Source organism: Alkalimonas amylolytica (assembly GCF_900107845.1).
Classification (GTDB): domain Bacteria; phylum Pseudomonadota; class Gammaproteobacteria; order Enterobacterales; family Alteromonadaceae; genus Alkalimonas; species Alkalimonas amylolytica.
In genome coordinates, this window is record NZ_FNRM01000002.1 from 497,196 (window position 1) to 523,342 (window position 26,147).

The 26,147-nt window shown below is 53.3% G+C and carries 22 protein-coding genes; all 22 read right to left on the minus strand.

Translation table 11 applies throughout. From position 1 onward, the window contains the following. Positions 1–6 precede the first annotated feature (6 nt). Positions 7–2,070, minus strand: a complete 2,064-nt coding sequence (locus BLW37_RS05720) for a secretin N-terminal domain-containing protein (protein ID WP_091340850.1) — start codon at positions 2,068–2,070, stop codon at positions 7–9. After that, positions 2,054–2,641, minus strand: coding sequence for a hypothetical protein (locus tag BLW37_RS05725; RefSeq protein ID WP_091340853.1), 588 nt, complete (start codon positions 2,639–2,641; stop codon positions 2,054–2,056). The genes BLW37_RS05720 and BLW37_RS05725 overlap by 17 nt, the downstream gene beginning before the upstream one ends. Further along, positions 2,641–3,237, minus strand: coding sequence for a hypothetical protein (locus BLW37_RS05730; RefSeq protein ID WP_091340856.1), 597 nt, complete (start codon positions 3,235–3,237; stop codon positions 2,641–2,643). The genes BLW37_RS05725 and BLW37_RS05730 overlap by 1 nt, the downstream gene beginning before the upstream one ends. Continuing rightward, a complete protein-coding gene (locus tag BLW37_RS05735) occupies positions 3,234–4,415 on the minus strand; it encodes a hypothetical protein (protein WP_091340859.1) in 1,182 nt (393 codons plus the stop codon). The genes BLW37_RS05730 and BLW37_RS05735 overlap by 4 nt, the downstream gene beginning before the upstream one ends. Positions 4,416–4,510: 95 nt before the next feature. Beyond that, entirely contained in the window at positions 4,511–5,401 is an 891-nt protein-coding gene (locus BLW37_RS05740; RefSeq protein WP_091340862.1) for a hypothetical protein, read from the minus strand. Next, positions 5,398–6,162, minus strand: coding sequence for a prepilin-type N-terminal cleavage/methylation domain-containing protein (locus tag BLW37_RS05745; RefSeq protein WP_091340864.1), 765 nt, complete (start codon positions 6,160–6,162; stop codon positions 5,398–5,400). Before BLW37_RS05745 ends, BLW37_RS05740 begins: the two co-directional genes overlap by 4 nt. Then, a complete protein-coding gene (locus tag BLW37_RS05750; protein ID WP_091340866.1) occupies positions 6,150–6,572 on the minus strand; it encodes a PulJ/GspJ family protein in 423 nt (140 codons plus the stop codon). Before BLW37_RS05750 ends, BLW37_RS05745 begins: the two co-directional genes overlap by 13 nt. Further along, entirely contained in the window at positions 6,569–7,015 is a 447-nt protein-coding gene (locus BLW37_RS05755) for a type II secretion system protein (RefSeq protein ID WP_091340869.1), read from the minus strand. Before BLW37_RS05755 ends, BLW37_RS05750 begins: the two co-directional genes overlap by 4 nt. 7 nt (positions 7,016–7,022) lie before the next feature. After that, positions 7,023–8,222 (minus strand): type II secretion system F family protein, encoded by a 1,200-nt coding sequence (locus BLW37_RS05760; protein WP_091340871.1) that lies wholly within the window; start codon positions 8,220–8,222, stop codon positions 7,023–7,025. After that, a complete protein-coding gene (locus tag BLW37_RS05765; RefSeq protein ID WP_091340873.1) occupies positions 8,222–9,919 on the minus strand; it encodes a GspE/PulE family protein in 1,698 nt (565 codons plus the stop codon). Before BLW37_RS05765 ends, BLW37_RS05760 begins: the two co-directional genes overlap by 1 nt. A 39-nt stretch (positions 9,920–9,958) precedes the next feature. Continuing rightward, positions 9,959–10,786: a polysaccharide pyruvyl transferase family protein gene (locus BLW37_RS05770; protein WP_091340875.1), complete on the minus strand. Its 828-nt coding sequence runs from the start codon at positions 10,784–10,786 to the stop codon at positions 9,959–9,961. Next, a complete protein-coding gene (locus BLW37_RS05775; protein ID WP_139243664.1) occupies positions 10,783–12,129 on the minus strand; it encodes a glycosyltransferase family 29 protein in 1,347 nt (448 codons plus the stop codon). The genes BLW37_RS05770 and BLW37_RS05775 overlap by 4 nt, the downstream gene beginning before the upstream one ends. Positions 12,130–12,140: 11 nt before the next feature. After that, positions 12,141–13,520 (minus strand): glycerophosphodiester phosphodiesterase family protein, encoded by a 1,380-nt coding sequence (locus BLW37_RS05780; protein WP_091340879.1) that lies wholly within the window; start codon positions 13,518–13,520, stop codon positions 12,141–12,143. A gap of 3 nt (positions 13,521–13,523) precedes the next feature. Further along, positions 13,524–18,059 carry a CDP-glycerol glycerophosphotransferase family protein gene (locus BLW37_RS05785; RefSeq protein WP_091340881.1) on the minus strand — a complete coding sequence of 1,512 codons (4,536 nt, stop codon included), beginning with the start codon at positions 18,057–18,059 and terminating at the stop codon, positions 13,524–13,526. Positions 18,060–18,255: 196 nt separating this feature from the next. Continuing rightward, positions 18,256–19,107, minus strand: coding sequence for a polysaccharide pyruvyl transferase family protein (locus BLW37_RS05790; RefSeq protein WP_091340883.1), 852 nt, complete (start codon positions 19,105–19,107; stop codon positions 18,256–18,258). A 21-nt stretch (positions 19,108–19,128) separates the two neighbouring features. Further along, the gene (locus BLW37_RS05795) at positions 19,129–19,506 is read right to left on the minus strand and encodes a hypothetical protein (RefSeq protein ID WP_091340885.1); all 378 of its coding nucleotides are present in this window, start codon (positions 19,504–19,506) and stop codon (positions 19,129–19,131) included. 68 nt (positions 19,507–19,574) lie between these two features. Then, positions 19,575–20,039 carry a hypothetical protein gene (locus BLW37_RS05800; protein ID WP_091340887.1) on the minus strand — a complete coding sequence of 155 codons (465 nt, stop codon included), beginning with the start codon at positions 20,037–20,039 and terminating at the stop codon, positions 19,575–19,577. 210 nt (positions 20,040–20,249) lie between these two features. Beyond that, entirely contained in the window at positions 20,250–23,057 is a 2,808-nt protein-coding gene (locus BLW37_RS05805) for a CDP-glycerol glycerophosphotransferase family protein (protein ID WP_171907556.1), read from the minus strand. A gap of 18 nt (positions 23,058–23,075) precedes the next feature. Next, positions 23,076–23,531, minus strand: coding sequence for an adenylyltransferase/cytidyltransferase family protein (locus BLW37_RS05810; RefSeq protein ID WP_091340891.1), 456 nt, complete (start codon positions 23,529–23,531; stop codon positions 23,076–23,078). Between the two features lie 130 nt (positions 23,532–23,661). Next, on the minus strand, positions 23,662–24,207 hold the full coding sequence (gene rfbC, locus BLW37_RS05815; RefSeq protein WP_091340893.1) for a dTDP-4-dehydrorhamnose 3,5-epimerase: 546 nt from the start codon (positions 24,205–24,207) through the stop codon (positions 23,662–23,664). 15 nt (positions 24,208–24,222) lie between these two features. Further along, positions 24,223–25,128, minus strand: coding sequence for a UTP--glucose-1-phosphate uridylyltransferase GalU (galU, locus tag BLW37_RS05820; protein ID WP_091340895.1), 906 nt, complete (start codon positions 25,126–25,128; stop codon positions 24,223–24,225). A gap of 32 nt (positions 25,129–25,160) precedes the next feature. Beyond that, positions 25,161–26,027 (minus strand): glucose-1-phosphate thymidylyltransferase RfbA, encoded by an 867-nt coding sequence (gene rfbA, locus BLW37_RS05825; RefSeq protein WP_091340897.1) that lies wholly within the window; start codon positions 26,025–26,027, stop codon positions 25,161–25,163. Positions 26,028–26,147 lie beyond the last annotated feature (120 nt).

The following is a 26,147-nucleotide window of genomic DNA, read 5'->3' on the forward strand; positions in this document are numbered from 1 at the left end:
CCCTTTTTAATCCGAAAGCCGGATGTTTGTCAAGCCTTCCGCTATTGTAGCACGGATATGCTGCCAGTCGTCTACACTGTCGATCACCCGGGGCGTAATAAATATCACCAGTTCGGTCTTTACCTGCCCCTGCTCCTGGCCTTTAAATAAGTGACCCAGCAACGGAACCCGCGCTAAGCCCGGCACATGGCTGCTGCCTTCGGTGTTGCGCTCTGAAATCAGCCCGCCCAACAGCACGGTCTGACCGCTTTGTGCCAGCACCTCGGTTTGAATGCTACGGTCAAAAATACTGGAGGTCCCGGCCAGCTGCGGCCCGCCAGGACTGGTATTGGAAATGCTTTGATCAATTTCCAGCACCACCAGGCCCTGAGCATTGATGGTCGGCGTTACTGTTAGCTTAACACCGGTTTTACGATAGACAATGGAGACCGTCTCGGCGCCAGTATTGGGGTTGACACTGGTGCTGCCTACGGTAGGGATTTCTTCGCCAACATTGATGGTAGCAGCAACGCCATCCCGCACTACCAGGGTGGGGTTGGATAAGATATTGACCAGGCTGCTGCTGGCCGAAAGCCGGGCCAGGATTTGCGAGACGCCATCGCCCCAGTTGAGCGCAAAGCCCCCCATACCGAGGGTGCCAAAAGCGCCCCGGGTGCCGCCGGTTAAGCGGCCACTGCGAAAGGCAAATTCAAAGCCCTGGGCAAACTCGTCGGTTAGGGTCACTTCGGCAATGGTGGCATCCAGCAAAATTTGCTTGGGCAGTACATCCAGCCGCTCAATAATCGGCAGCAACGACTGATAAGCGGTGCCGGTGGTATAGAACAACAAGGTGTTGGAGCGCTCATCCACCGTTAAACGGATATCACCATCGGCCGTACTGCCGGAAGCCGCCCCACTCTGAGCGCGGCTCTCGCGGCCCTGAGTACCTTGCTCCATGCCCTGCTGCGCACTTTGGGTATCACGCCGGCTACTACCGGTACCGGGCAAGCTGGCACCAATTAAGGGGGCCACCGATTGGCCCAGATCCGAGGCCCGGGCGTAGCGTGGGTGGTAAAGAAAGTAGCGTTTATCGTTGCCGCGGCCTGGCCGGTCGATTTGACTGGCCCAGTACTCGGCTCTGTCCAGCACAAAGGCATCGCCGGCAAAGAGTGCGATGGCACCAATCTGGTTAATGGGCACCAACAACAGGGCCGGGCCAGCTGCGGCTCTGGTGCTGACATTAAAGCCCTCGGCTTGCATCAGCTCGGTCAGTTGGCTGTTGAACTCGTTTGGTGTGATGTAGGTAAGCTGCATCAGGCCAACGTAACGGCCTCGGCTCGACGGCGTATCCAACAACGACAGTAAATCCAGGGCCCGCAGCACTTCCGAGCGGCTGCCCTGAATAAAAAAGGCATTTTGCTCAAAATCGGCGGTAATCTGCGCACTGGTTAAACTGCGTAAGGTGCGCTCCACGCTGGTTTTAATGCCATAACGTTGCGGCACCACCTGCAGCACCTGCTGAATGGTATCGGGTACATCGCCGGCCCGGCGGCCAAAGCCTATCACTACATTGGCGGTGCTCTGGCGATCTTTGGGGTGAATGTAAAATACCTCTTCGCGCTGGGAAACCTGCAGGTTCTGCTCATCCAGCAGCTGGCTGGTCAGTAAAAATAAACGGCGTGAGCTGATGGGCTCCTGCACATTCAGGTTCAGTCGCTTGCTGCTGGCCGCCTGATCGGCAATCACATAATTGACTTTAAGGACTTCGCCAAATACCTGCTGAATAAATTCCGGCAACGGCAACTGATTGAGCGCCAGTTGATGCTGATCGCGGCTGGAGAATTGCTGCGCCAAATCGGTTTGTTGCTGCAAAGCCCTGGTATCGGCCGGCAATGGCGTTAAGCGGGTAAAGCCAGCAGATACATCCATCGCATCGGACTCGGGCAGATCCTCCGCCTGGTATTCCGGTGCCGGTGCCGCCATGCGGGATGGATTGACCGGGTAGTTGACCGACTGGGTAGCACAGCCGGTTAACGCCAGCAGACAAAAGCCAGCCAACAATGAAAAAGCACGGTTAGTTCTCAGATGCATCGTTCGGTCCTTGTTGCAAAGTAGAAGCACCGGCAAACACCGGGGCAATGATGGCGGCTTGATCCGGCTTCGCCGGGTCGGTAAAGCGCAGTTGATGCACGCCTATCTGCGTTAATTGAAAACGGCCAAAGGTATCCTGCTCGCGGGCGGTGATAAGCCGGGCCGGTCCATCGCCTTGTTGCAGTTCGATCAATGCCAGCCGCTGATTGAGCGAGCGGGATATAAAGGTAGCTCGTACCACCAAACGGCTATCATCCAGCTCGGTAGCACCGGGCAGTGCAACCTGGCTGCTGTTGGCCTCTGCCGTGCTTTCTGCCTCTGCCGCTTGCTGGGCATGATGGGCGCTGCTTTGTGCCAGCCAACGCTGCATAGGCTCACTCTGGCGTGGTGCGGTGGCAGTCGCTGGCAATTGCAGCGATGCAAAGCCCTGCTGATTGCTAAGATCAATGGGGGTGTATAAACGGCTGCGAAAATCACTACCAAGCAGCAGCAGGGTAAGCACAAGCACCAGTGTGGTTTTGGCCGGCTGCGCGCTAAGGCTTTGCCAGGCCTGCCTGAGTACAGCGCCCATTAGTCATCTCCTTGCGGCAAGGCTGCATCCAGCGCCGCTGGTTGCAGCACAATGGCTTGCACCAATAGGGTTAAAGTCGCTTCGGGCTGGCTACGCTGCCCACTGGCAGCGGTAGTACGCAGCTCTGCGTGCTGAACGGATAACCCGTTTTGACCGCCAAACAAAGCAAGATACCCCTGCATCAGTTGGACGGGCTGGCCGCGCACCAGCAGCCTGGCCTGGTTGAGCTCCAGCCCTAAATCCGCTTCGCTGCGCTGCCCCACCCAGTCAAACACGGTGAGCTCCAGCTGATGGCTGGCCAGCTGCTGCTGCAACTGCTGCTGCAAATTAAGCCGCACCTGCCCCATCGACTGGCCGGCTTGTTGCTGCGGATAGCGATTGGCCAACTGCTGCTGCAGGGCGGGCAGTTCTGCCAGTGCGCGTTGCAGCTCGGCTTCACTGGCCACCATCGCCTGCACCCTGGCCAACTGCTGGCTGACCTGGTTGAGCTCTTGCTGCAACTGGTTCTGTTGCTGAATCTTGGGCACCACCACAAATTGCAGCAGGGCCAGTACGGCGGCGATAGCCAGTAAAGCCTGTTGTTTGCTGCTGGTCATGGCGCCTCCACCACTGTTGCTTCCTCAGTTAGGTCAGCGCTGCTGCTAGCCGCGGGCTCTGCAGACAGCGCCTGCACCGGCTTTAATTCCAGCACAATGGAAAATTGCTCCCGGCCCTGGGTATCACGGCGTACCGGTGCAAAAAAGTCGGCACTTTGCACTTCTTCTGTGCTTAACAGCAATTGCAACCAATCGGTCGCACTGGCTGCATGCCCCTGCAGACGCAAGGCTTCGCTGTCGCCTTCTACCAGGGTCAGGTTGATGTTGTTGAGTTGGGCCAGGGCAACAAGGGTCCAGAGCCCTTCACCGGCCAGGTTATCTTGCTGGTAGCGGCTCAGTGCCTGCACCAGAGCTTCGGCCTGCTGCAAGGACGAGCGGGCATCCAGCACACTGGCCACCTCGGTGTTCAGCCGGTTTAATTGCTGTTGGCGGCTCTCAAGCTGCTGCGATAGCAAGGCGGTGCTGCCATAAAGATACATCAATGCCAACACCGCACTTAACCCAGCAAAAGGCAGCCAGGCACGCAATGACTGATTGCCCGCCCGGCTATTGCGGCAATCCAACCAGCTACTGGCAGGCAGCCGCAAGACAAACTGCCAAAGCCTGGCTAGCCCGGGCCCGGCCCACTGGTATTTGGGCACGGCACTATGACCACCCAGCAGCTGCAAAGCCCGCTCTTCGGTAGCAACCAGGGCATTGGCTGGCAAGGAACTGAATTCGTGATTGTTTTGGTTGAACTGATAAAAATGGCCATCGGGCATAGCCAGGCTGTGCAAGCCTGGCTGGCGGCTGGCATGCACCAACAGACTGATGGGCAGTACCAGCCGGGCCTGCCGGCAGCTATCCGCCAGCTCGGCTTTTGGCGTGATGCTTACCACCCGGCGCTGGCCATGGTGCAAGTCACCAATCAAATGATAACACAGCCGGCCCTGATCGCGCTGGTGCAGAATTTTTTTCAAAGCGCTGCGAGAGGCGATCTGAAAGCTTTCGTGTTGCTCGTCGTAGCCATGGCGCGATAACACCAGCACAGAGCCAACCGGTCGCTGCACTGGCTGCAGCTGGCCTTGTTGCCAGCTGTAACGCTGACCATCCCGGGCCAGGTACTGCAGCTGACTTTGCAGCCAGGCTGGCGCCTTTAGCACATAGGCAGGGGTAGTGGCAGTGTGCGTTTCAGGCATACGGTTGGCTCCCGGCCATAATGGTTCCCCTTGGATTCACGTGTTGCTCTCTCCTGTGTACTGAGCTGGCCATTGCGCCGATTGCCGGGGCTGCATTACCGGGCCCCACGGTGCTGCTGACGGATAAGCACCGGGATATCGGCCCCGGCATCAATACGCAGTTGCAGTTGGCGTTGTTGCTGGCCCAAGCGCAGCACCATGATAAGTTCGCGGCTTGCAAAAAATGTGGCTCCTTCATCCGGTTCGATGCCGGTAAGTTCGCTAAAGCGAAACCTATCAACCCTGCCCTGCTGTCGCCACTGGCGGAGTATATCGAACTGTGCAGGTGGGAGCAACGCAGCCAGAATGGGATCGGGTGCCGTCAGGTAGTTGAACTCGTCGCCCAGCACTCGGGTGTACTGCCACAGCTGGCTGTCTGCCATTGGTTGCCAGCCGGGTAAGGCAATGGCTTCACTGGCATGTTGCAGGTGAAAGCCTGGTGCTGCAAACGGCAAACGGGCGGCCGGCTCTGACCGCTGAGCATCGCGCAGGGTGTTTACCATCTGGCTGGCAGACAAACTGTCGATGCCTTGTTGTTGCAACCATTGTTGATGCAGCGGGGATGGAAAGCGCAAATCCAGCAAGCCATTCAGATCCTGTAACCGGGCTTCTATCGCTACTACGGCCTGGCTGTGATTGTCCTGGCTACCCTCTGAACTGGCCGGGACAAACCAGTCGAATGGATAGCTGTAAAAATTCCAGCCATACGCCTGCTCGCCGCTGTCAGGCCCCTGCCATTCTTCGGTTAGTAAGGCAAAACTAAGCGTATTAGCAGCCGAGTACAACGCCAGTTGCTGCGTACTGGCATCCAGCAGCTGTTGTACCTGGCGCTGGTGTTGCTGCACACTGGCCACCATCAGCAATAACAGCATGCTGAAAATCGCCGTCATCAGCAACACCTGAAACAGGGCGATGCCCCTTTGCACACTTGCACTGGCCATGCTCATAAGCCACCATCCAGTTGCGACAACTGCTCATTGCCGCTGTGATCAAACCTTTGCTGCCATTGCCAGCTATCGCTGCTTATGTGCAATTGCTCAGGCTGCAACAGTGCTTGTATACCGTCGTATTCGCTCTGCCAGGATAAAGATGTTGCTGGATCATCCTGCGCCTGCAGTTTTTGTTGCAACGATGCATAACCCCGATAGGCAAACTCCAGCTGCTGCTGGCCTGTCAGCAATACCCGGCGAAAGGCAAACGGCAGTTCCTGCTCGGCGTAAGCCAGCAGCTGCTCTTTGAGCAAGGCTTCTTCGTACACCAGTTGCCATAAACCCGGCTGAGCCGGATCCGGCTCTTTAAACAAGCGGTATACTGCTGCGCTGGCTGGGTCCTGCATGCTGGTGGCACTGACGGCAGTAAAACCATTCTCACGGCCCAAAAAGTAAAAACCGACCGCACCGCTGTCACCACGCTGGCTTTGCAGCGATTGCTGCTGCACCAGCTTAGGGAAAGTATTCACCAGTACATCGTACAACAGCTGCCACTGCGCATGATGCTGCTGGCTGCGCTGCTGGCTGGCCTGGTTGCGTTGCCAGTTTTGCTGCATAAAGTCATAGGCCATGACGGCAGAAAGCATTAACAGGCTGAGCAGGGTAATGGCTAGCAGCACTTCAATCAGGGTAAAACCACGCTGTGCTCTGATTGCTCTGGTGGCGCAGTTTGCCCGGCATCTGGTGGGGCTGCATGGGTGAGGATTTACTCGATCCATGTCAGCTCCCGATATGAAAAAGTACGCACTTGCTGCTGGTAGCTAAGCTCCAGCTCGATGTGATGCAGGCGAAAACGTGGCCGGTGTGGCTCAGCACCTATCTCCAGCTCATCGGCAAATTCAGGGGCAGCGGTTAGCTCGCCAGCCTGATTGCGAAAACGGTAGCCAACCAGCAGCATAGTCCCCTGACCCTCACCTTGGGTAGGTTGCTGCAATAAGTCGTTGCGGATCTGTTGCTGTATAAAAGGCAAGGCGGTCAATAGCACCGTGGTTTGATTGGCGCGGTCACTGGCCGCCAGGGCTGTCTGATAAGCGATAAAACCGGTGGTAACGACACTGAACAAAATGGTCAGCGCTATCAGAATTTCTATCAGGGTAAACCCTGTTCCCTGGTGCAGACGCTGATTCATGGCAGTTTCCCGGCATGGCCTGGCAAGCGTTCGCCCACAGGCCGGCTGATGAGCTGCTCATGCTGGATCGACGATGGATTGAGTTGCAGACGCCAGGGCTGGTCGTGCTCACTCCAGTACAAGGCCGGTTGTTGCCAGAAGCCGTTGCCGTTGACCCGCAATTGCTGGGGTTCAAACAGCAGATGCTCAAACAGCCATTCGCGGCTGTTGTCGCCATCAAGCAGCTTTACCCGGTTGTCTTCAAGCAGCAGTTGGCGGGGGCTGCGCGCAAGCTGGGCTTCGAACTGACTGTGATCGAGAATGCGGTACAGCTGCTCGCGCTCTTTTAGCTGCTGGCTACGCTGATACTGGTGAAAACCGACCGGCCCGACAAAACTCAGTAAGACGGCGCCTATCACCATCACTATCAACAACTCTATCAGGGTAAAGCCGCGCTTTCTCATGGCAAATTCATAGTGGCATATCGGTGACGGCGGTAATGCTGAGCATCATCACCACCACAATGCTGCCCACCACCAGGCCCATAAACATAATCAACAAGGGTTCGAGCAGGTTGGTGAAACGGGTTACCCATTCGTAGAACACCTTGCGCGAACGATCGGCGATTTCCTGAAACACGCCGGCCAGGGCACCACTCTCTTCTCCGATGGCCAGTAAGGCAGCGTAATATGGCGGGTACAGCCGTGTTTCGCTGAGGCTTTTGGCCAGGCCATTACCGCGGCGGATCTGTTCCTGAGCACTTTGTACTTCGTATTGCAAGCTGCGGGTGCGCAGAGTTTGGCAGGCAAAACGCAGTGCCCGGTCGATGGCAACGCCCGAGGCCAGCATGGTGCCCAGGGCGGCATTAAAGCGAATGCGCTCGACCAGCAAATTGGCACTGGCAAAGACCGGTGCTTTTTCACGCAGCCCCTCTAACAACTGCTGCACCCAGGGGGACTGACGCTGCTGCCACAGCAGGTAACCGCCCAGCAACAGCACCGCCAACAGATACCACTGGTAACTTTGCATAAAGTGGGTGATAGCCAGTAGCGCCTGAGTATAGCCTGGCAGCTCCTGCCCCTCACGGAACATGCTGCTTAGGTTGGGAATGACAAAATTAAAAATAAAAGCCAGTGCCAACAGGCAGACCACCAGGATCACCGATGGATACACCAGCGCCTGCTTGATTTTACCGCTGAGTTCGAGCTGGTATTTGAGTTCGCCGGACAGGCGCTCGAACACGCCGGTGAGATCGCCGGTTTCCTCGGCAATTTTCACCAGACCAACATAAAGGCTGCTAAAGCCGGGTTCACCATCCAAAGCAGCCGACAGCTGCTCGCCTTGCTTAAGTTTTTGCAACAGGCGGTTTAATAAGTCGCGCAAGGCCGGTTTTTGCACATTGTGCCGCAAAATTGCCAGGCCTTTATCCAGTTTTAAACCTGAGCGCAGCAGCAGCGCCAGTTCGCTGGTAAAAAACTCGATGTCCTGCGTGCTAAGACGGCTACCGCCAAGCAATGGAGCTCCGGCGCTGCTTTGCTGCAGGCTAAGTTCGGCAATCAGCAATTGGTCGTCCAGCAGGCGCTGCCGTGCCTCGGTTTCGCTGGCAGCTTCCAGGGTGCCTTGCTGTTTGACCCCGGAGCGGTTGTAGGCGGTGTAGACAAAGCGCTGCATCAGCCGGCCACCCTGATCACTTCTTCTAAGCTGGTTTGGCCGCGCATGGCTTTTAGCGCACCATCTTCCAGTAAGTTACGAAAACCACGTTCACGGTTTAACCGGGCCGCTTCCATTAAAAAGTTGCTGTGGCCGAGCAAGGCACGTAATTCATTGTCGCAGCGCAGGTACTCAATAATGGCGACCCGGCCGCGGTAGCCGGTGTGATTGCAGTGCTCGCAACCCTGGGCTTTGCGGTAATCCGGGGTAATGCCCTGCTGCCCGGCAAGCCAGTCAAGCCCCAAGAGCCCCGCTTTTGCTGCCGCCTCGGGATCCGGCACGCTGCAGTGTGAACACAACTGACGCACCAGCCGCTGCGCTAACACCACTTTGACGGCGGCACTTAACAAAAAGGGCTCGACGCCTAAATCCAGCAAGCGGGTATAGGCGGAGGGGGCATCGTTGGTGTGCAAGGTACTGAACACCAGGTGACCGGTTAAGGCCGATTGCAACGCGATACCGGCGGTTTCTTTATCGCGGATCTCCCCCACCATGATGATGTCCGGATCTTGGCGCACCACGCTGCGCAGTGCATTGGCAAAGGTAAAGCCGATATCGGCCTGAACATGCACCTGATTGATGCCATCGAGTTGGTATTCGACCGGATCTTCGATGGTGATGATTTTGACACCGGGTTCGTTGCGGCGCGATAAAAACGAGTACAAGCTGGTGGTTTTACCGGAGCCGGTAGGGCCAGTCATTAAAATAACACCCGAAGTGGCCTGCAAGTCCTGCAGCAGCAGTTGTTCGATATCGGGCTCGATGCCTAAAGTGCCAATGTCGTACGACAAGGCATCCTGCAACAGGAAACGCATCACCACGCTTTCGCCTTCGCCCACCGGCAAGGCCGATACCCGGATATCGACGGTGCGGCCATCGACCCGCATTTCGATTTTACCATCCTGCGGCCGGCGCTTTTCGGCGATGTCCATTTTGGATAGCAGCTTTAAGCGGGTCACCACCGGCAACAGCAGGTTCATCGGGATGCTGTCGGCTTCTTGCAACACGCCATCGATGCGGTAACGAACCCGGCCCTTGCCTTTCCACGGCTCGATATGCATATCGGAAGCACGGCGGCGCAAGCCTTTGGCTATCAGATTATTCAGCAGGTTGACGGTGGGCGCCTCGCTGGCCAGTTCCCTGAGCCGATCTTCTTCCAGCAGGCTCAGATCGCCATCATTGCTTTGGCTGGGTTCATCCTGCAGCCGTTGCTGCAATTGCAGACATTGCTCTTCGGTGGCTACCAGCATGGCTGGCAGCGCATCGCCAAACAGCAGGCTTACACGCTCCAGGCCATCGATTTCTGCCGGGCTGGCACTTAACAGCGTTAAGGCTGTGTCGCCATTCAGGCAGCTGGCGTACACCGGCAGCCAATGCTTTTCCAGGAGTGCGTGAAGTTGCTGCGACGACAACTGCTGACGGGTACGTGTCGGCCAGTCGGTATCGTCCAATAACTGCTGGTACTGACTATCGCTTAGCAAGGACAGCTGCAACAAACGGGCATAATAGGCAGGCAGCAGCTCGGTGGAAAAAGCGCCCATCCGCACCAGAATTTGTTCCAGCCGGCCGCCATTGCGTTGCTGGTATTGCAGCGCTTTTTGCACATCCTCGGCCGGGATGTGAAAGCTTTCCATCAGTGTTGCCGTTAACTCAGACATGCTGGCAGTATCTCATTGCGTTGTTGGATCATGTTGTATTTAGAGGCCAATATCGGCCAGTGTAAACCTTGGCTGCTCGTCAAGGAAGTCAAAAAATTCCTGGTACACGGCCGGGTTTTCTTTGGCCCACTTGATGGCGTTGTTCAACTGCCTTGGGCTATCGCACACAGGTACCGGCAATTTCGACATGCTGACAAAACCAGAAATTTTATGGGTGTTGCTTTCCAGCGCGACAAAAGGCAGCCTGGCTTTGCAGGCAGCAAACACGGCATGATGCCGGCCGGTGACCAATAAGCTGGCCGTTTGCATGGAGCGTACCAGTTCACTCCAGCTGAATTTTTTCATATCAATGTACGGCGAGCGGGCTTTGCCGGCACCGCCGGCAGTAAACTTGACCCAACCGCCAAAATCCTTTGAGTAAAAATCGGTGATCAACTGAGCACCGGCGTAATCGGTCACTTTGGCACTGGCATCCACCGCTGCCGCATAGGACAAATCCAGCCGCACCCTACTTTCAATGCCATGATTTAAGCGCAAATCGCGCTGACTGGCAGCTTCTCTGACCACAATAGACGGGATTTGTTGCAGCACCTTGTTGTAGCTTTTGTTGTTGTTCTGCCAAACGCTGTTGATCAGAAATGCCTGCTTGCCTTCGTCCTGCGCGCTTTTGATGGCATTGAGCTTGGTTTTGTGATCTTTGGCATTGTCGTGCATGGAGCCTTCGCCATTCACCAGCAGGATATCGTAGTCCTCACCATCACCAACCCGCTGATAACGGCCATCCAGCAGCTGATGCAAATACGCCATGACAGCCTGGCAGCCGCAGTGCAGATTGGAATGATCGCCTAAAATACGTACTTTTTTCATGAAGCTTCCTGAGCCTGGATCACGGTATCCAGTTGTTGAATGTAATCGGATTCATCTTGTTGCAAAATGCGGCTTAACACCGGATCGGCCTGAATGTAACCATGCCGCAAGCAGCACTTTAAAAACCGGAAATTGCTGGCCGGATCGTGCCAGATAAAGCGGGACACCTGGTTGCGCTTGTGGCCGGTATGATAGCCGGCAATGGTGCTGTCGGCCAGCCACAGGTTGGTGTTAAACACGCGAATGCTGGCCGGCTGATGCAGCAGTAAATCCAGTATCACTTTCTGGATGGCATTGACATAGCCCTTGTAAGCCGGGTTGCAATCTCGGTATGGCAGCTGACAGCGCGCGCGGGCCAATTTGACCCCGGCCGGCAGACTGGTTTGGGTATCGAAGACCACCCACTGCAATTGCTGCATGCCCTGCACCAGAGCGGCATCGGTGTCTTCGCCTTTGATCAGGTCATTGGCGTAATAGCTGATGTCGGTGCGGCTACCGGCCTGCGCCGGGTCCCAGTAGGCTGGCAACTGGTAATTCAGTCGGATCACCAAATCGTGTTGGTCAATCAGCTCGCCTTGCCGCTCGCCCACATCGACCGGACCTACCAGGGCAATGCGCTTGCCGGCAATGGCGGCGGCAAAGGCCGGGTCGCGCAGGTAAGCAAAGCTTTGCCGGAATGGGTCGGGTTGACCGCGCAGCAGTTGCGCCAGGGCATGCTGTTGCTGTTGCTTGCGATCACAGCCGGCTGGCAAGGCGCTGACCGGACTGGTGGACTCCAGCACCAAGGCTGCCAGCCCCTGTTGCTGCTTGTCTTGCTGATGGCAAGCCAATGCCAGCTGGCGCAGACGATAAGCGGCGGCAATCTGAAAACGCAACAGCAAAATATTGCTGAGAATCAACCAGGCTTGCTCCGGCAGCCAGTGCGCCTGCAGCTGGCTGGCTGTGGCTGGCAATAATGCCTCAACCGTTGCCATCACCTCTGGATTTTGGCTGGCATCACCAGTACAAAGGTTGACTAAAGCGCGTTTGGCCATGCCTTGCAGCGGTTCAATGGCCTGCAACACCGCCTGGTAGAATGGCCGGGCGTTCGCATCCGATAACTGTTCCAGCAACACCGTCAGGCTGGCGATATCCTGCGGCATCAGACGGGTTGGCTTGTCGGTTTTAAGCAGCTCGTTCCAGGCCGCTGGCTGCTGAGGCAACTGTGGATTTTGCAGCAAGGCCTGACGTAAACGCAGCTGCTGCAATTGGTATAGGTGTGGCACACCGTACTGGTACAGAAAATTCGACGCCTGCATGGCACTGAGCTTGTCGATGGCAGCCGCTAAAGCTTCATCCGGCACCTGATGAGTCACTAAGAAATAGGAAAAATACGCCGAAAAATACGGGTTGCTGTGCGCTGTGCTGCTGGCTTTATAAAACGCTTTGGCAAACCAGGGCGCTGTTCGGTACTCATGATGATGGCTTTGGTTAAGCGCTGATAACTCATTACCGAGAAACCTTCCGCGATATGAAAAGCTTTGTACCAATAATTGAGCGCCTGGCTCCAGTTTTCGCGCTGATTTTCCAGAGCGGCCAGCTCAATGTACAAATTGTGATGGTGCGGATAAGCTTTCAAGCCAAGTTGCAGCACCTGCTCCGATTCGTTAAAGCGCTGTTCACGTCGTAGTGCAATGGCCAGGCGATACACCAGCTCAAAATGGCAGCGCGCCTGACTGCTTTGCACTATTGGCAGATAACTATCGATCAAGGCTTGCCATTTTTTTTTCTCGAGGCAAGCTTTACCAAAAGCAACCAGTTCACGACACTTTGCTGTTGCCAGATGGCTGTAACTAAAGGGGCTGTCGCTAACCACGGCATAAGCTGCTGTGTTCGCAAGCAGCTGGCAGATCTCTGGCTGGTGCTGCTGCTCGGTCCAAAGGGCGACATCGGACGCATCAGACAGATACGGCAAGGCGGTGTGATGGCAGTACAAACGCCAGCCGCGGCCTTTCGCCTGCGCAATCAAATCATGGTAATCAACGGGGCTTAGCCCATCCAGCCAAGGCAGCTGCTGCTGGTGCCAGCCTTGCTGCACTAGCAGTGCCTGCGACTGTGGTTCGCTTAACGAAACGGGCTGCCCCCAGTCCGGATGATACCAGGCTGGGGGATGCAGCCGGTACCAACAGATTTGCGCTGGCTCGGCTTGTTTGATCAATGCCAGCAATCGCCAATCGTAGCTGGTGAATATAATGTGCAGACGGGTGCGATAATCAAGCACCTGCTGCAGCACCGCCCGGATAAGGGCAGGCTCCACCGCGATTTCATCCAGCAACGAAGGCAAGTGGATTAACAGTTGCAAGGGCTGGCCGCTGGACTGCTGGCTTAGCTGGCTCAGCATGTCACTGAGTAACGGGATCGGATGCGCCAATGCCATTTGCCGGCGTGGTTTGCGCTGGTCTTGCCGCTCGGGATTGAGCTCGCCAAGACGAAACTCCATCAGCTCGGCATAGCTAAGCTGCCCGATTGGCCATTGCTCGGCCTGGTTCAGCCAACAGCCATCCGGCGAGCGGGTAAATGCCGGGTCCAGTCGCTGATGCTGGTGACAAACCAACTGCTGGTCGCGCGTCCACTGCACGCTAATCTCAATGCCATCGACGCCAAGGGCCGTACTAAAAGCAGCGGCTTCCAGGCTGTTTTGCGGGTAGTAGCCGACACCGGCCTGGCCTGCAAAGATCAGGGATTTGCTAGTCATGGCTCACTCCGAAGCATCGCTATCTTCAGCGATGGTGCGGTAAAACATAGCGAGTGCTTCCTGCTGATAATGCTGAATATCGAACAGCTCCTGCTGATCCTGACCGGTTAAAAAAAGCTCCATGCCCTGCAACAGGCCAGCCACGGAGTTTTCTACCAGGGTGCCGGTACGGCCTTGCAGCGCACTGCGCGAACCGGTGATATCGGTGGAGAGTATTGGCTTTTGCAGGATCATGGCTTCAAACAACACCATGGGCTGGCCTTCGTGGTTGGACGATAACACAAAGCAGTCCGCTGCTTTGAGCAGTGGAAATGGATTTTTCCGCTGCCCCAGCAAATGCACCGATCCTTGCAGTTTCTTCGCCAGGATCTGCTGTGACAACTCGCTTTGCAGAGGGCCACTGCCAAGAATGATCAGCTGGGTAGCCGGATAACGGGCGTGCAGCTGGCTAAAAGCTTCGATCAACTTGTGGTGGTCTTTTTCGACCGATAAGCGCCCCATGGTGATAAAGGTAGTGCAGCCGGGACGGAACAGCGCCTGATCACTGGCCAGTTCAAAGGGTTCCGCTGCCAGGCGCTTGACGCGCTCCGGATCTTGCAGGTTGTTGCTAAAGCAAAAACGTGCCGGGTCCAGGCCAAAGGCAGCGGCCAGATTCTGTTGGTTTAACGCGCTGGTTTGCTCGGATACGGAGACCAGTTTGTGATAAAAGCGGTACAAATGGAAAATGTTTTGCAGGTAGGGAAAGCGCGCCTGCCACTCAGCATGCAAATCGTTATGCAAATAAATCACCCGCTGCTTAATCTGTTGACCAAAAGCAAACAAATTCGCCCAGAGCAAATCGTAGCCAGAGAAGTGGATGGCCACATCAATGGGGCGTGGACCAAAGATACGGGTAAAGTCGCGGGCATACATGCCGGCCAGAATGCGCCATTCCTGCTCGGTCAGGTGCTGATAATACTGTTTTTCTGCCCGTAAACGAACTTCGCGCTCCTGCAGGGTCATCACCACGCTGCCATAGCGGGGCAGATAACTGAGTGTCTGCGGAAATTCATAAAACTTTTCCAGGTTGGCCGGTACCGACTCAATGGAGTGTGGCAAAAATGGGATCACCAGCTGGTAATCAGAATCCCCGGTTGCAGCGAGCAGGTTCTGAAACGAACTGGTAATGCCATTGGGCGCAAAAGATCCCGGGCAAATCAGTGCAATTTTTTGCGACCATTGCGCCCCATCGTACTGCACAGCCTGATGCTGATCGCGCATAAAGAAGTCGATCACCCTGACGGCAGCCCGGCCATCTTCATGCGGGCAGAACTCGGCTTTGGCGGCAGCAAAGGCGGCTTCCTGGTCAGCCAGCCCCTGCGCTAACGCTTGCTGCAGTGCCTGGCTAAGTTCATCAATGCTTTGACACAATGCACCAGGCATTTGCTCCATGCCAAAGTACAGGCCCCGCTCCTGTTCGTATTCAGCCAGATCATAGGCGTAGTAAAGGATCGGCTTTTGTCTGGGCAGGAAGTCGAAGAAAATGCTGGAGTAATCGGTGATCAAGACATCGACGATGGCCAGCAACTCATTGGTATCAATAGACTCCGGCACCACCTGGCAATTGAGCGCTGACTCTGCCAGCAAGGCTTCCATCAGACTGTGTCCGCGAAACAGCAGTTGGCAGGGTTGCTGGCTGAGTAGGGTCATGTCATCGGCCAGTTTACGGGTATCGAAGCGCACATCGGTCAGAGTGCCGCGCCAGGTGGGGGCATAGAGCACCACCGGCAGCTCCGGCTGCAACCCAAGGCTGATTTTTAGCTGCTGCTTTTCCTGCTCCGTCAGATTCAGGGTGCGATCAATGCGCGGGTAGCCTGTTTCTGCCAGCTTGCCCTGAAACAACGGCTTTAAGTCGTAGCTGTTGATGGTGATGCCGGTGGTGTGAGGATTAGGCGTGATCAGATGCGTCGCTTGCAGGAAGTTACGCTGCGTTCGCTTGTGATCAAAAAACTTGTACTTTTGTTCTTTGCCAAGGGTCTTTAATGGCGTGCCGTGCCAGGTGGCAAGATAACGCTGATCCGGCCGGGTAGAGAAGTACGGCGGGAAGCCACTGTTGTTGATCAAATAAGCGGCGCTGGCAATGTAACGTAAATACAAATCGCTGGCTTTGGGCACAAAGACAATGTTCGGCTGCTGCCGGTATTGCTGCGGGATCCGCGCCAGGTCGTTGATCACCCAGACATGGGTGTAATGGGCAAAGTCTTCGCTTTGCAACAGCTCGACAAAGAGGCCGTACGGATTGCACGACATGCCATTGCCGTTAAAGCTTTCATACACAATGCAGCGCGGCTGCAGCGGCAAGGTTTCCCGGTAATGGGCATAACGCGCCAGCAACGAGACGGTGGCACTGAGTGGGGTGCTGGCTGGCTCATCGCCAAACGGCGGCTCTAGATTATAACATTGCAGGTAGCTGTGGCAGGCCTGCTGCTGCAGCCCCTGCTTCGCCTGGCAGGCTGCCAGCAACTCAAAATAAAGCGGCTGGTGCTCTGCCGAACGGGCGATGGCCTGTGCTGCCGCTTCGGCGGCCTCTGGCCATTCGGCCAAAACGGCATGGGCCTGCGCCAAACCAAACCAGACTTCAGCCGACACCGTATCCTGCTGCAGTTGCTGGCGCAGTAGATCACGAGCGGCGGTGGCTTTTTGCTGCCAGGCCGGGTTGGCCGGCATGGATAACAGATGCTGGTTGGCGGGCAGCTGGCGGGCGGGCGATACGGCGGCCAGTACCAAGGCGTCGGTAGCTTTATCTTCGGTGGTTGTTAGCACTGCAGCCGGCATGGCTGCAAACACCTGCAGGGCTTCTTGCCAACGCTGCTGAGCGGTTAAACAACGGGCATAACGATAATGCCAGTACCGCTGCTCTGGCTTTAACGCAACAGCCAGTGCAAAGGCATCGGCAGCCTCAGCCAAGCTGGCCAATTGTTCATAGCTAATGGCCAGACGGTAGTGCCATTCGGCTTGAGTGGGCTGCATGGCTAACGCCAATTGCCAGTGTTGCACTGCATCTGCCCATTGATAACTGCGCATGGCACAATAGGCAGCGTGCGCATGCAAGACGGCATGGCCGGGTTTGGCTGAGATCTCGGCAACAAAGGTCCGATAGCCCTCGTGCCAACGCTCTAATGCCTGATAAAAGATGCCTAGCCCCAGCTCTGCACTGTTGAGCATTTTATCACTGGCGATAGCCTGCGCCTGTAATTGCCTGATCGACATTCCGTCAGCTGCCTCACCGCATTGCTGCAAAGCGGCGGCTTGCTGAAAATACCACAAGCTGACATCCTGATGCTTAGGATCCAGCTCAATGGCTTTGGCAAAGGATTGTGCTGCCTCGCGGTAACGCCGCATTTTTTCCTGTGCCTGGGCAAGCTGAATATTCAGCAACGCATCCAGATTTTCAATGGCCAGGGCCGCGGTTAAAGCTTCGACTTCCTGCCAGGTTTTGTTTTGCCGGTTCAGACACAGGGCAAGTTGCCGATAGTAGTCGGCCTGCCCTAAGGATTGCTCTATAAGCTGGCGGTAAGCTTGCTCCGCTTGCAGCCACTCTTTTTGCCGCAGCAAACTGGTAGCGGTTGCTTCCAGAGTAGCACGCCCTGCTTTGCTGTCGGCATCGGCAAGATTGATGACATGCTGCGCTATGATTTGCCCGGCACTCAGGTGGTCGTCCTGATAAATGTATTCTTCAATAAACTGCTGGGTGCGCTCGCAAATGACTGGCCCCTGTTGCAGAATCTGAATCAGTTCCTCCATGCTCTGAGGATGATAGCCAAGACCTTCAGCGAAAATATAGGCCTCGGCCGAAGTGGGGGCACGCTTTAATACCTTATCACCAAGCAGCCAACGCGGGAAAATCACGGGCTTACCCAGTGCCCAGGCTTCATAGATCACCGAGCTGAAATCTGAAATCACCACATCGGCTTGCAACAAAGCTTCGGTAATGGCGGTTTTGTCTTTGCGGTTGCGGGGGTGTACTACCGAGGTCACCTCAAAGTCCCGCCTCAGTTTATCCAGATAGCCCTGAAATTGTGGGTAGCTGCCCATGGCCGAGCCATCTTTGTCTTTCCAGTTATCATGCCCCGGTGCCCACAAGACTCGCAGCTTGCCGGATACTGCGGGCATTTGTGACTGCAGGCGCTTTAAGTAGTCCACCCGGGGGGAGCCTGCCACTACAATCTGACTGGGGTGCAAACGCACAGTTTTACTTTGCAGCAGACGCTTTTTCAGCCAGGCCCCGGGCACAAACACCAGCTCAAACTGATTGATAAAGCGATCACCGGTGTCTGTTTTCGACCAAAGGTAGTTTTTGTCTGCCAGATTATGGCCTACATAGACCTCGGCGGGATGGCGCACAAAGAGACTGATATTGACCGCTCCCGGACGGTTATAATTGATGGAGCGGCTGGTGTTTTCACCATCTGGAAGATAACCACAAATCTCATCGACCACCTGCTGCTGAACACTGTGGTAATTCTTGGTATCGTTGATATTGATATGAATTTTTTTCATAAAGGTTACCTGTTAATCGCTATTTGCTGTTGCTGAATTGACCACCTGCAGCACGGCTTTCCCGAAACCAATTTAAACATATAGCTCGATCGTTTGTTTCCATCCTGATGCGGCATCCATGACGTTTTGCGGAGTCGCCAGGAAAAGTGCGGTTTTTCCTGGCTCGCTAGCGCCGGCTTTTCAAGACGATCACTGGTTAAGGTATTTTTGACAACAGTGGGCATGCATCTAGCAGAGCTTCGTAATCAAAATCAATGATTTTGCTATCAAATTCAAAGGCCGCTAACAAATCAATTAACTCGATAGACCCGTCACTTAAATCGTATCGTTGCGCATGCCTGACTTTGTTCACTGTTAAGAAATAGTCATAAAATTTAAACTCTCCCCCTTTTGGCGTATGGGAGTCAAGCCAGGCGCTGGGAATGCCATAAGCGTCTGAGATAATTAAGCCGTGCAGTGAAGAGGTGATAATGCGCTTGCAACTGAGCATATCATCCAGCACGCCCTCTATGTCGGTGGTTTTTAGGTAGATTTTTTTTACCCCTGGGCCAAAATCCCTGTTCACCCATTTTTTTTCAGACCAACGAAGTACAATGCCTAACTCGTATTTTTTCTCTATTTCAGGCCAGTAATACATCGGCGTTAATAGCGCTGGATCACCGTAAACAGCCGGACAATCTACGCCAGTATTTCTTATCCGGGCACGTGTTAATGGTCCTCTTACCGCTAAATAACGGGCTTTTACAGCAACCTGCTTTCGCGGTTCGGTTCCAAAAGATCCGGTACCCCAGGCGATACTATGATCGGTTGTGCGCTTAAGAATTGAACCAATACCAATGTATGAAGGACAGTCACCAGGACTGTACTCGACCGGAAGCCCAGTCATTTTTTCGTACAACCAGGGAGACAATAAGTCACCAAAGTTTTCCGTATTAATCCAATACGTCAGTGGGATTTTGCCATCAATGGTAATGATATCGTCTCGTACCTGATAGTTACTTTTTAGTGCAGCCAACTCACGTTTATGCCGCTCAATATAAAAACTCATAAAAACCCCATAACCTTAAAATTATTTATCCAAAGCTAAAAGCAAGTCAGCAATCCGCTTGCCACTGCAACCTAAGTACTTCGGATCTAAGTAGTATTCAAAGAACTCTTTGGTACGAGTATCCATTGCCGGTGATTCTGCAATCAAATCCTTCATATGCTCAATGCTTGAAGCGTGAAGCCCATAGTCCTCGGCAAAAATCCGCCATTCTGCGGAGTTCTTCTTATGCTTGAGCATTCTTTCTTTGATAATCCAATCCGGAAATATAAGCGTTTTTCCTAAAGCCCAGGCTTCCCAAACCATGGTGCCAAGATCTGAAATCACCACATCGGCTTCCAGCAACTGTTGATAGGTGGGCTTTTTGTCTTTGCGGTTGCGTGGGTGCAGTGAAACGTGCACATCATAATGTGCGGCTAGCTGTTCCAGGTAGGGCTCAAAATCAGGATAGGAAGATATAATATCTTCATTTACACCTTTGCGGTTGTAATCATGCGTTGGTGCCCAGAGAACATTTTTTTTCTTGCTGCAGGTTTATCTTTATCGTACTCGTTTTGCAAGGCAATCAACGCATCCAGCCGCGGCCAGCCTACGCTGTGAACGTTCGTTCGATTGAAGCTGGGTAATTTCCTGGACTGGCTGATCCGGTCAACGAGCAGATTTCCCGGCACAAACAAGTGCTTTCTGCGTGTCTGCTCGTTGACGAAGCTCTTATCAAGGTACTTCTTCCAATGGTAATTCTTATCAGCAGCCCCATGCGACATCAATACATCGGCCTGCTGCCTTACAAACATTGTAAAATTTAGCGCACCTTCGACATACTCAAGTGTTGTTTCTGTATATGAGCCTGCTGGTAAGTGCTGTTGAATAAGTTTGTTCAGTTGTGATTGAACACCAATGTAGTTCTTAGAAGAGGTTAGGTTAAAATTAATCACGGCATTCCCTTGTAATAATTTTGCTTAATGAATTGGTTAAACCACGGCTCAACGCATCTATGCTGTAAAAAAACACACTTCATTTCCCCATACTTAATTCACGTCTTTCAAAGGCCTGCTCACGCAGGCTCTTATGCAAAGTGGCTGAAAAACACATCATAGCCCTGTATCCGGCTCGGTAAGCTTTGGCTGTATGCGAAGCAAAGCACCTTACCGGCTTTTCAGCGACAAACTCCTGGTCACAACCTGAGAAAATCGCTGCAAAGCTCCCTCTGGAAAGTCCCCCAACGCAAGCTTACACGTTTGTATACGCGCCTCTCTTTTATCATCCGTTTGCTGAATTTGCTGCAGCAAGCTAAGTACATTAGCTTCGCGATTGAACGGGTACGCAGCAGCACTGGAGGGAAATTGGCCAGCCAACTCTTGCTGAGAAAACCCCTTAGGATTCATTAAGATGATAGGTTTCAGCGTGTGCAGGTAATCATTAAGCACGCTGGAAATATCGGTAATCAGCAGATCAGAGGCATTCATCCAGGGGTGAATGCCACTGTCGATATCCACCAGCTCGAATTGTGGATACTGTGTGGCTAGATCGCGCATTCTTTCAAGGTAAAGACCACAGTCACCTGCCTGGTTGAAACCTGTATAAGGGTGTGGCTTAAACAGGATTTTATAGCCACCATGCTGCAGCAACTGCTGCAGCATGGCATAGCCCAGCTCATTCACTGACGAGTAGTTGGCCTCCTCTACGAAGCCCTCCCAAGTCGGCGCATACAAAATCGTTTTGATGCTGCGGCAAACGCCATCGGTTCGCTCCAGCATTAGTTCTACCTGGGGCCTACCTACATGCTCAATCTGGCCTTCACGCACTGGTAAGCCAGCGCAACGTATTCGCTGCTCAGCCAAGGGGCCTGCCACCAGCAGCTTGTCGTAGGCCATTAAAAACTTGCTTTGATTAACGACTTTATCGCTATCACCATGATTAATAAAAAAGTGATTCATGGAATGAAAGCGCAGGGTCTGTACATTTTTTTGGGTATTGGCCGGATACAAAATGGTTTTTACACCCGCTTGGTCCAGCAATTCCAGCTCCCGCATGGTATTCATAAAATACACCGGCAGCCTGGTTTTGACTAAGTCTTGTGCCGTTTGCTTTTCCCGGATCACAATGGCGGATTTAACAGCTAACTGCTCCAATACGGGGATCCACATATTGCCCTGATAAGCGACTTTTTCCAGCCCGGTAACATACAGCACCAGCTCAATACCATCGGCTTTAATTTTCTGCAAGGTTGGAATACAGTAATTGCTGCCCACCAGTTGCTGGTAGCTGTGCTTACTTTCATAGTGGCTGAGCTCACGCAGCATCAGTACTTCCGTCTGCCCATCCTCTGCCATCAGTGCTGTCAGCAGGCGGCGGTAACAATAGATGCTGTATTGATCCTGATTAACCAGTTTGCGGTTGCGGCTTTGCACCACAAAATCCAGCTTAGGCTGGGCCCAGTCTTCATAAAAGTGAGCCAGGTACTCCCCGGCCGCAGCGGGAATAAAAACAAAACCTTCTGCCAATGGGTGCGCCTGCACTTGCACAGCCGGGCTGAGCCAACGGACACCATGATCGCAAAACTGCCAGCCATTGTCCTGTTGCTGATGGTAGTAAAGCATAACCACAATACCGTTGCTGTGCTGCAACCGCAGCTGTTGATCATTGTGCTCCACCACACGAAAGGACGAACTGCTGTGCAATAACTGTACGAGCGCAACACGATCAGCTTCTGGTGCTATCCCTAGCGTCAGTAATCGCTCGGGATCAAAGCCAGTTCCAAGCAAAACGGCCTGTAAACTGTGCAGCAATAAAAAAGGCGGCTGCGAATGCTGTTCTGTCAGCCGATAAAGTTCATGCAGGGCCAGTTGCATTCGACGCTGGCAATCCAGCGCTTTAGCAACCGGTAACTGCTGGAAAGGCTGGGGCCATAGCGGCAGGTGCGGATGCTCACTAAAACTTACCAGGAGCTGCCGAAGCTGCGCAAAGCCATGTTTCCGACTCTGATGAAAGGCAATGCAGTCGTGCAGTACTTGTTTAGCCAGCGCCAGATTCCCAGCTTGACAGCAAGCCAATGCCGTGGCAACCGTAATATCGGGTTCGTACTTGGCGTTAGGCTTTTTTAAACACCATTGCCGAAGCGTGGTCAAATAGCCATCCAGCGAGGACGGCGTTTGTACCAGCTGCGCCAAATGCTGAAAGCTTCGAGCTCTGTTGGTGTGGGCAATGGATTGATTGACACTTTGCCAGGCTTGCTCCGGCTCATTCAGACCAACGGCAGCATCAGCCAGCAGATAAAAACCCTCATCCACGATAGGTTGCCGATACAGAAAGCTCTGAGCGGCCTTTAAAGCGGCCTGATAATCACCAGCAAACAGCTGTAGCTTGGCCTGATAAAACCAGTAAAAGTCATGACTTTGATGTTTCTTTAACCAGGAAGCACATGCTGTGGCCTCCCCTGCAGCCAACCAACGTTCCAGCTGTAACTGCTGCAATGCTAATGCATGATTGGGTTGGTCGGTAAGCTGATTGAGCTGCAATTGTGCCATCAGTGCATCGAAATCGGCATAATTGCCTTGCAGCAATAGCAGCTGCAGTAATTGCAGGCCGCAATCGATCTGCTCATTATCTACGGCAACCTCGGTTTTGTTTACATCCGAAGCAGACAACGGTTCCCTGTTTTCTTCTGCCCCACTTTGTATGAAATGCAGTAAGGGGTTCATGCCGCTTTCTGCCACATCCTCGTACTTCTGTAAGTAGAACTCTGGATCAAAACGCTCACTCGGCTGGCGGCCTTCAAAACCGCCAAACTTCAGAAAGTGCTCAGCGGGATCGATGCCAGCCGCTGCCACATCCTGATTCTGCTGGAGATAGTAGTTGGCATCAAAATAATCGCTGTTACGAATAAGATCGAGCTGCTGCTGCAGCTTCTTTTTTTCATAATTATTCTTCAGCAGGTGCTTGAGTACTTTCATCATTCGTTCCTGCAACTATTAGTTTAAGTCGGCTTTTAGCATTTCCAGAATTTCAAAGGCCCGCATAAATTCTTCTTTGTTGATGCTGGAAAAAGCACTGAGCGCTTTTTTCAGTTGGGTGGTGGAGATCCCTTCCGTTCTTGGCAAATACACCACTTCACAGTACTCTTGCAAAAAGTCGAACTTGCCCTGCCAGTCGTCACCTATCACAAAGGTATCGATATGGTAGGTTTGAATATCATTAATTTTTTGCTCCCAGCTGCTTTCCGGGATCGCCTGGTGCACATAACGACAACCACGAACAATTTCGATGCGCTGTTCAAAAGGGATGATGGTCTTTTTACCTTTGCCTTCGTTAAACTCATCGGTCGATACAGCCACTGTTAACTGACCCATTTCTGAAAGGCGCTTTAGCAAGTTTAAGTGACCAATGTGAAAAAGGTCGAAGGTGCCATACGTAATGATGTTTTTCATGCCTGAGTTCCTGACTGCGATCCGAGTGCCTGTGCTGACAATTGAAAAACCGGAATGAATTCCGGTTGCCATCGAATTGTAACATAGCCCTGTTGGCTTGGTCTGTTAAAGTTCGTGCTTCATGGATGTTTCATCGATAATACTCAGCACTTGCAAAGCTTATCGCCTGTTGATCTTTTTTTGATAAGTCTGGCAAAGCTTCATACTGCCAGTCGATGGCCAGGTCTGGGTCGTCCCAGCGAATGGCTCGCTCAAACTCAGGGGCATAATAGTCCGTAGCCTTGTAGACAAATTCGGCGGTATCACTGAGCACCACAAAGCCATGCGCAAAGCCTTGGGGCAGCCACATCTGCATCTTATTTTCTGCGGACAAACGCGCACTGACCCAGTGCCCAAAGGTGGGCGATGAACAACGAAGGTCCACAGCGACATCCAGTACTTCGCCCTGCACCACCCTTACCAACTTGCCCTGTGGCTGCTTTATCTGGTAATGCAAACCACGCAGTACACCTTTTTTGGACCTGGAGTGATTATCCTGTACAAAGCTCACCTGCTTGCCCAAGGCGTGCTCGAACTGACGCTGATTAAAGCTTTCCAGAAAAAAACCCCGTTCATCTTCAAATACTCTGGGCTTTATCAACAATACCTCAGGAATGGCTGTTTTCTCTATGTGCATAGCTTAGCGATCCGCTTAGTTTTTTGGGTATCTGGCCATGAGTTCGTGCATAGCCGCATTGAAATCGCTCCCAAGAACCTGACTGCGCAAACCGAACTCAACAAAAGTCTTCATGTACCCCAGCTTATTGCCACAATCGTGGCTACGCCCTTTAATATGATAGGCATTGACCGGCTGTTGCTTCATTAAAATGGCAATGCCATCGGTTAGCTGCACTTCATCGCCTGCCCCAATCGGGGTATATTGCAAAGCTTCCCAGAGATCAGCGGAGAAAACATAACGCCCAACGACCGATAAATTGGAAGGTGCATCTTCGACTGCAGGTTTTTCAACAATAGCGGTCATTTTCACCGACTCACCACTTTGCATCTGATGCCCTTCAACATCGGCTACGCCGTAGCTGCTTACCTGCTCCATTGGTACCGGTTCAACCATGACCTGGCTGACGCCATCGAGTTCGAATAGTGTGATCATTTCAGCCAGGTTATCCTGCTTAGGATTGCAGTCGTAATGATCAATCAACACATCCGGCAGCACCACAGCAAAAGGGTTATCTCCAATCAATGGATAAGCGCAAAGCACCGCATGGCCCAAGCCCTTGGCCTCCCCCTGACGAACATGCATGATGGTGACATCTTTCGGGCAAATGGCCTGAACTTCATCAAGCAGCTGGCGCTTGACCCGCTTTTCCAGCATGGACTCGAGCTCAAAGCTTTTATCGAAATGGTTTTCAATGGAGTTTTTTGATGAGTGCGTCACAAGGACAATTTCTTTGATACCAGCTGCGATGCATTCATTCACTACATACTGAATCAATGGCTTATCCACCACCGGCAGCATCTCTTTCGGAATGGCTTTGGTGGCTGGCAACATGCGGGTGCCAAGCCCGGCAACCGGAATAACTGCTTTGGTGACTTTCATACGAATTCCTTAGTTTCTTCCTGAAATAGGGATTAATCGACTAAATGACGCAAATAGGCGCCATAGCCGGTTTTGGCAAAGGCGCGGGCACGCTTGAGCAAATGCTTATCGTCCACCCACCCCTGTCGCCAGGCGATTTCTTCCAGACAAGCCACTTTTAACCCCTGACGCTGCTCGATGGTTTGCACGTAATGCGCAGCATCCAGCAGACTATCGTGGGTACCAGTATCCAGCCAGGCAAAACCACGGCCAAAGCGCTCTACCTGAAGTTGACCTTGCTCTAAGTAAAGGTTATTCAGGCAGGTGATCTCCAGCTCGCCACGCTCGGATGGTGTGAGCTGTCGGGCCAGTTGGCTGACCTGAGCATCATAAAAATACAAGCCAGTCACCGCATAATTGGATTTTGGTTGTTTTGGTTTTTCTTCGATGGATAGCACTTTACCATCGTCATCAAAAGCAACCACGCCGAAACACTCAGGGTTTTTGACCTGATAACCAAAGATGGTCGCACCTTGCGGTTGCAAGCTGGCAGCCTTTAACTGCGCACTAAAGCTTTGACCATGGAAAATATTATCGCCCAATACCATACACACAGGCTGTTGCTGTAAAAAATCTTCGGCCAGAATAAATGCCTGAGCCAATCCTTCTGGTTTGGGTTGAATGCAGTAGTCAAAACGTACACCAAACTGCTCGCCACTGCCGAGTAAACGTTGAAAGGCTGGTTGATCTTCTGGCGTAGTGATAATGAGAATCTCGCGGATCCCTGCCAGCATCAGCACCGAGATGGGATAGTAAATCATCGGTTTGTCGTAAATGGGCAATAACTGCTTGGAGATCCCAAGGGTGATAGGATGCAAGCGTGTACCAGAGCCTCCTGCCAGTACGATACCTTTGCGCAAAACGATGCCCTCTGCCCGTTAAATAATCGGGAAAAATTAAAAGCGCAGTTTAGGATTTTTGGGGGGAAAGAGCAAGAGCGACTTTGTCGCAGTGATGACGCGCTTTGGTGCTGGTGACTG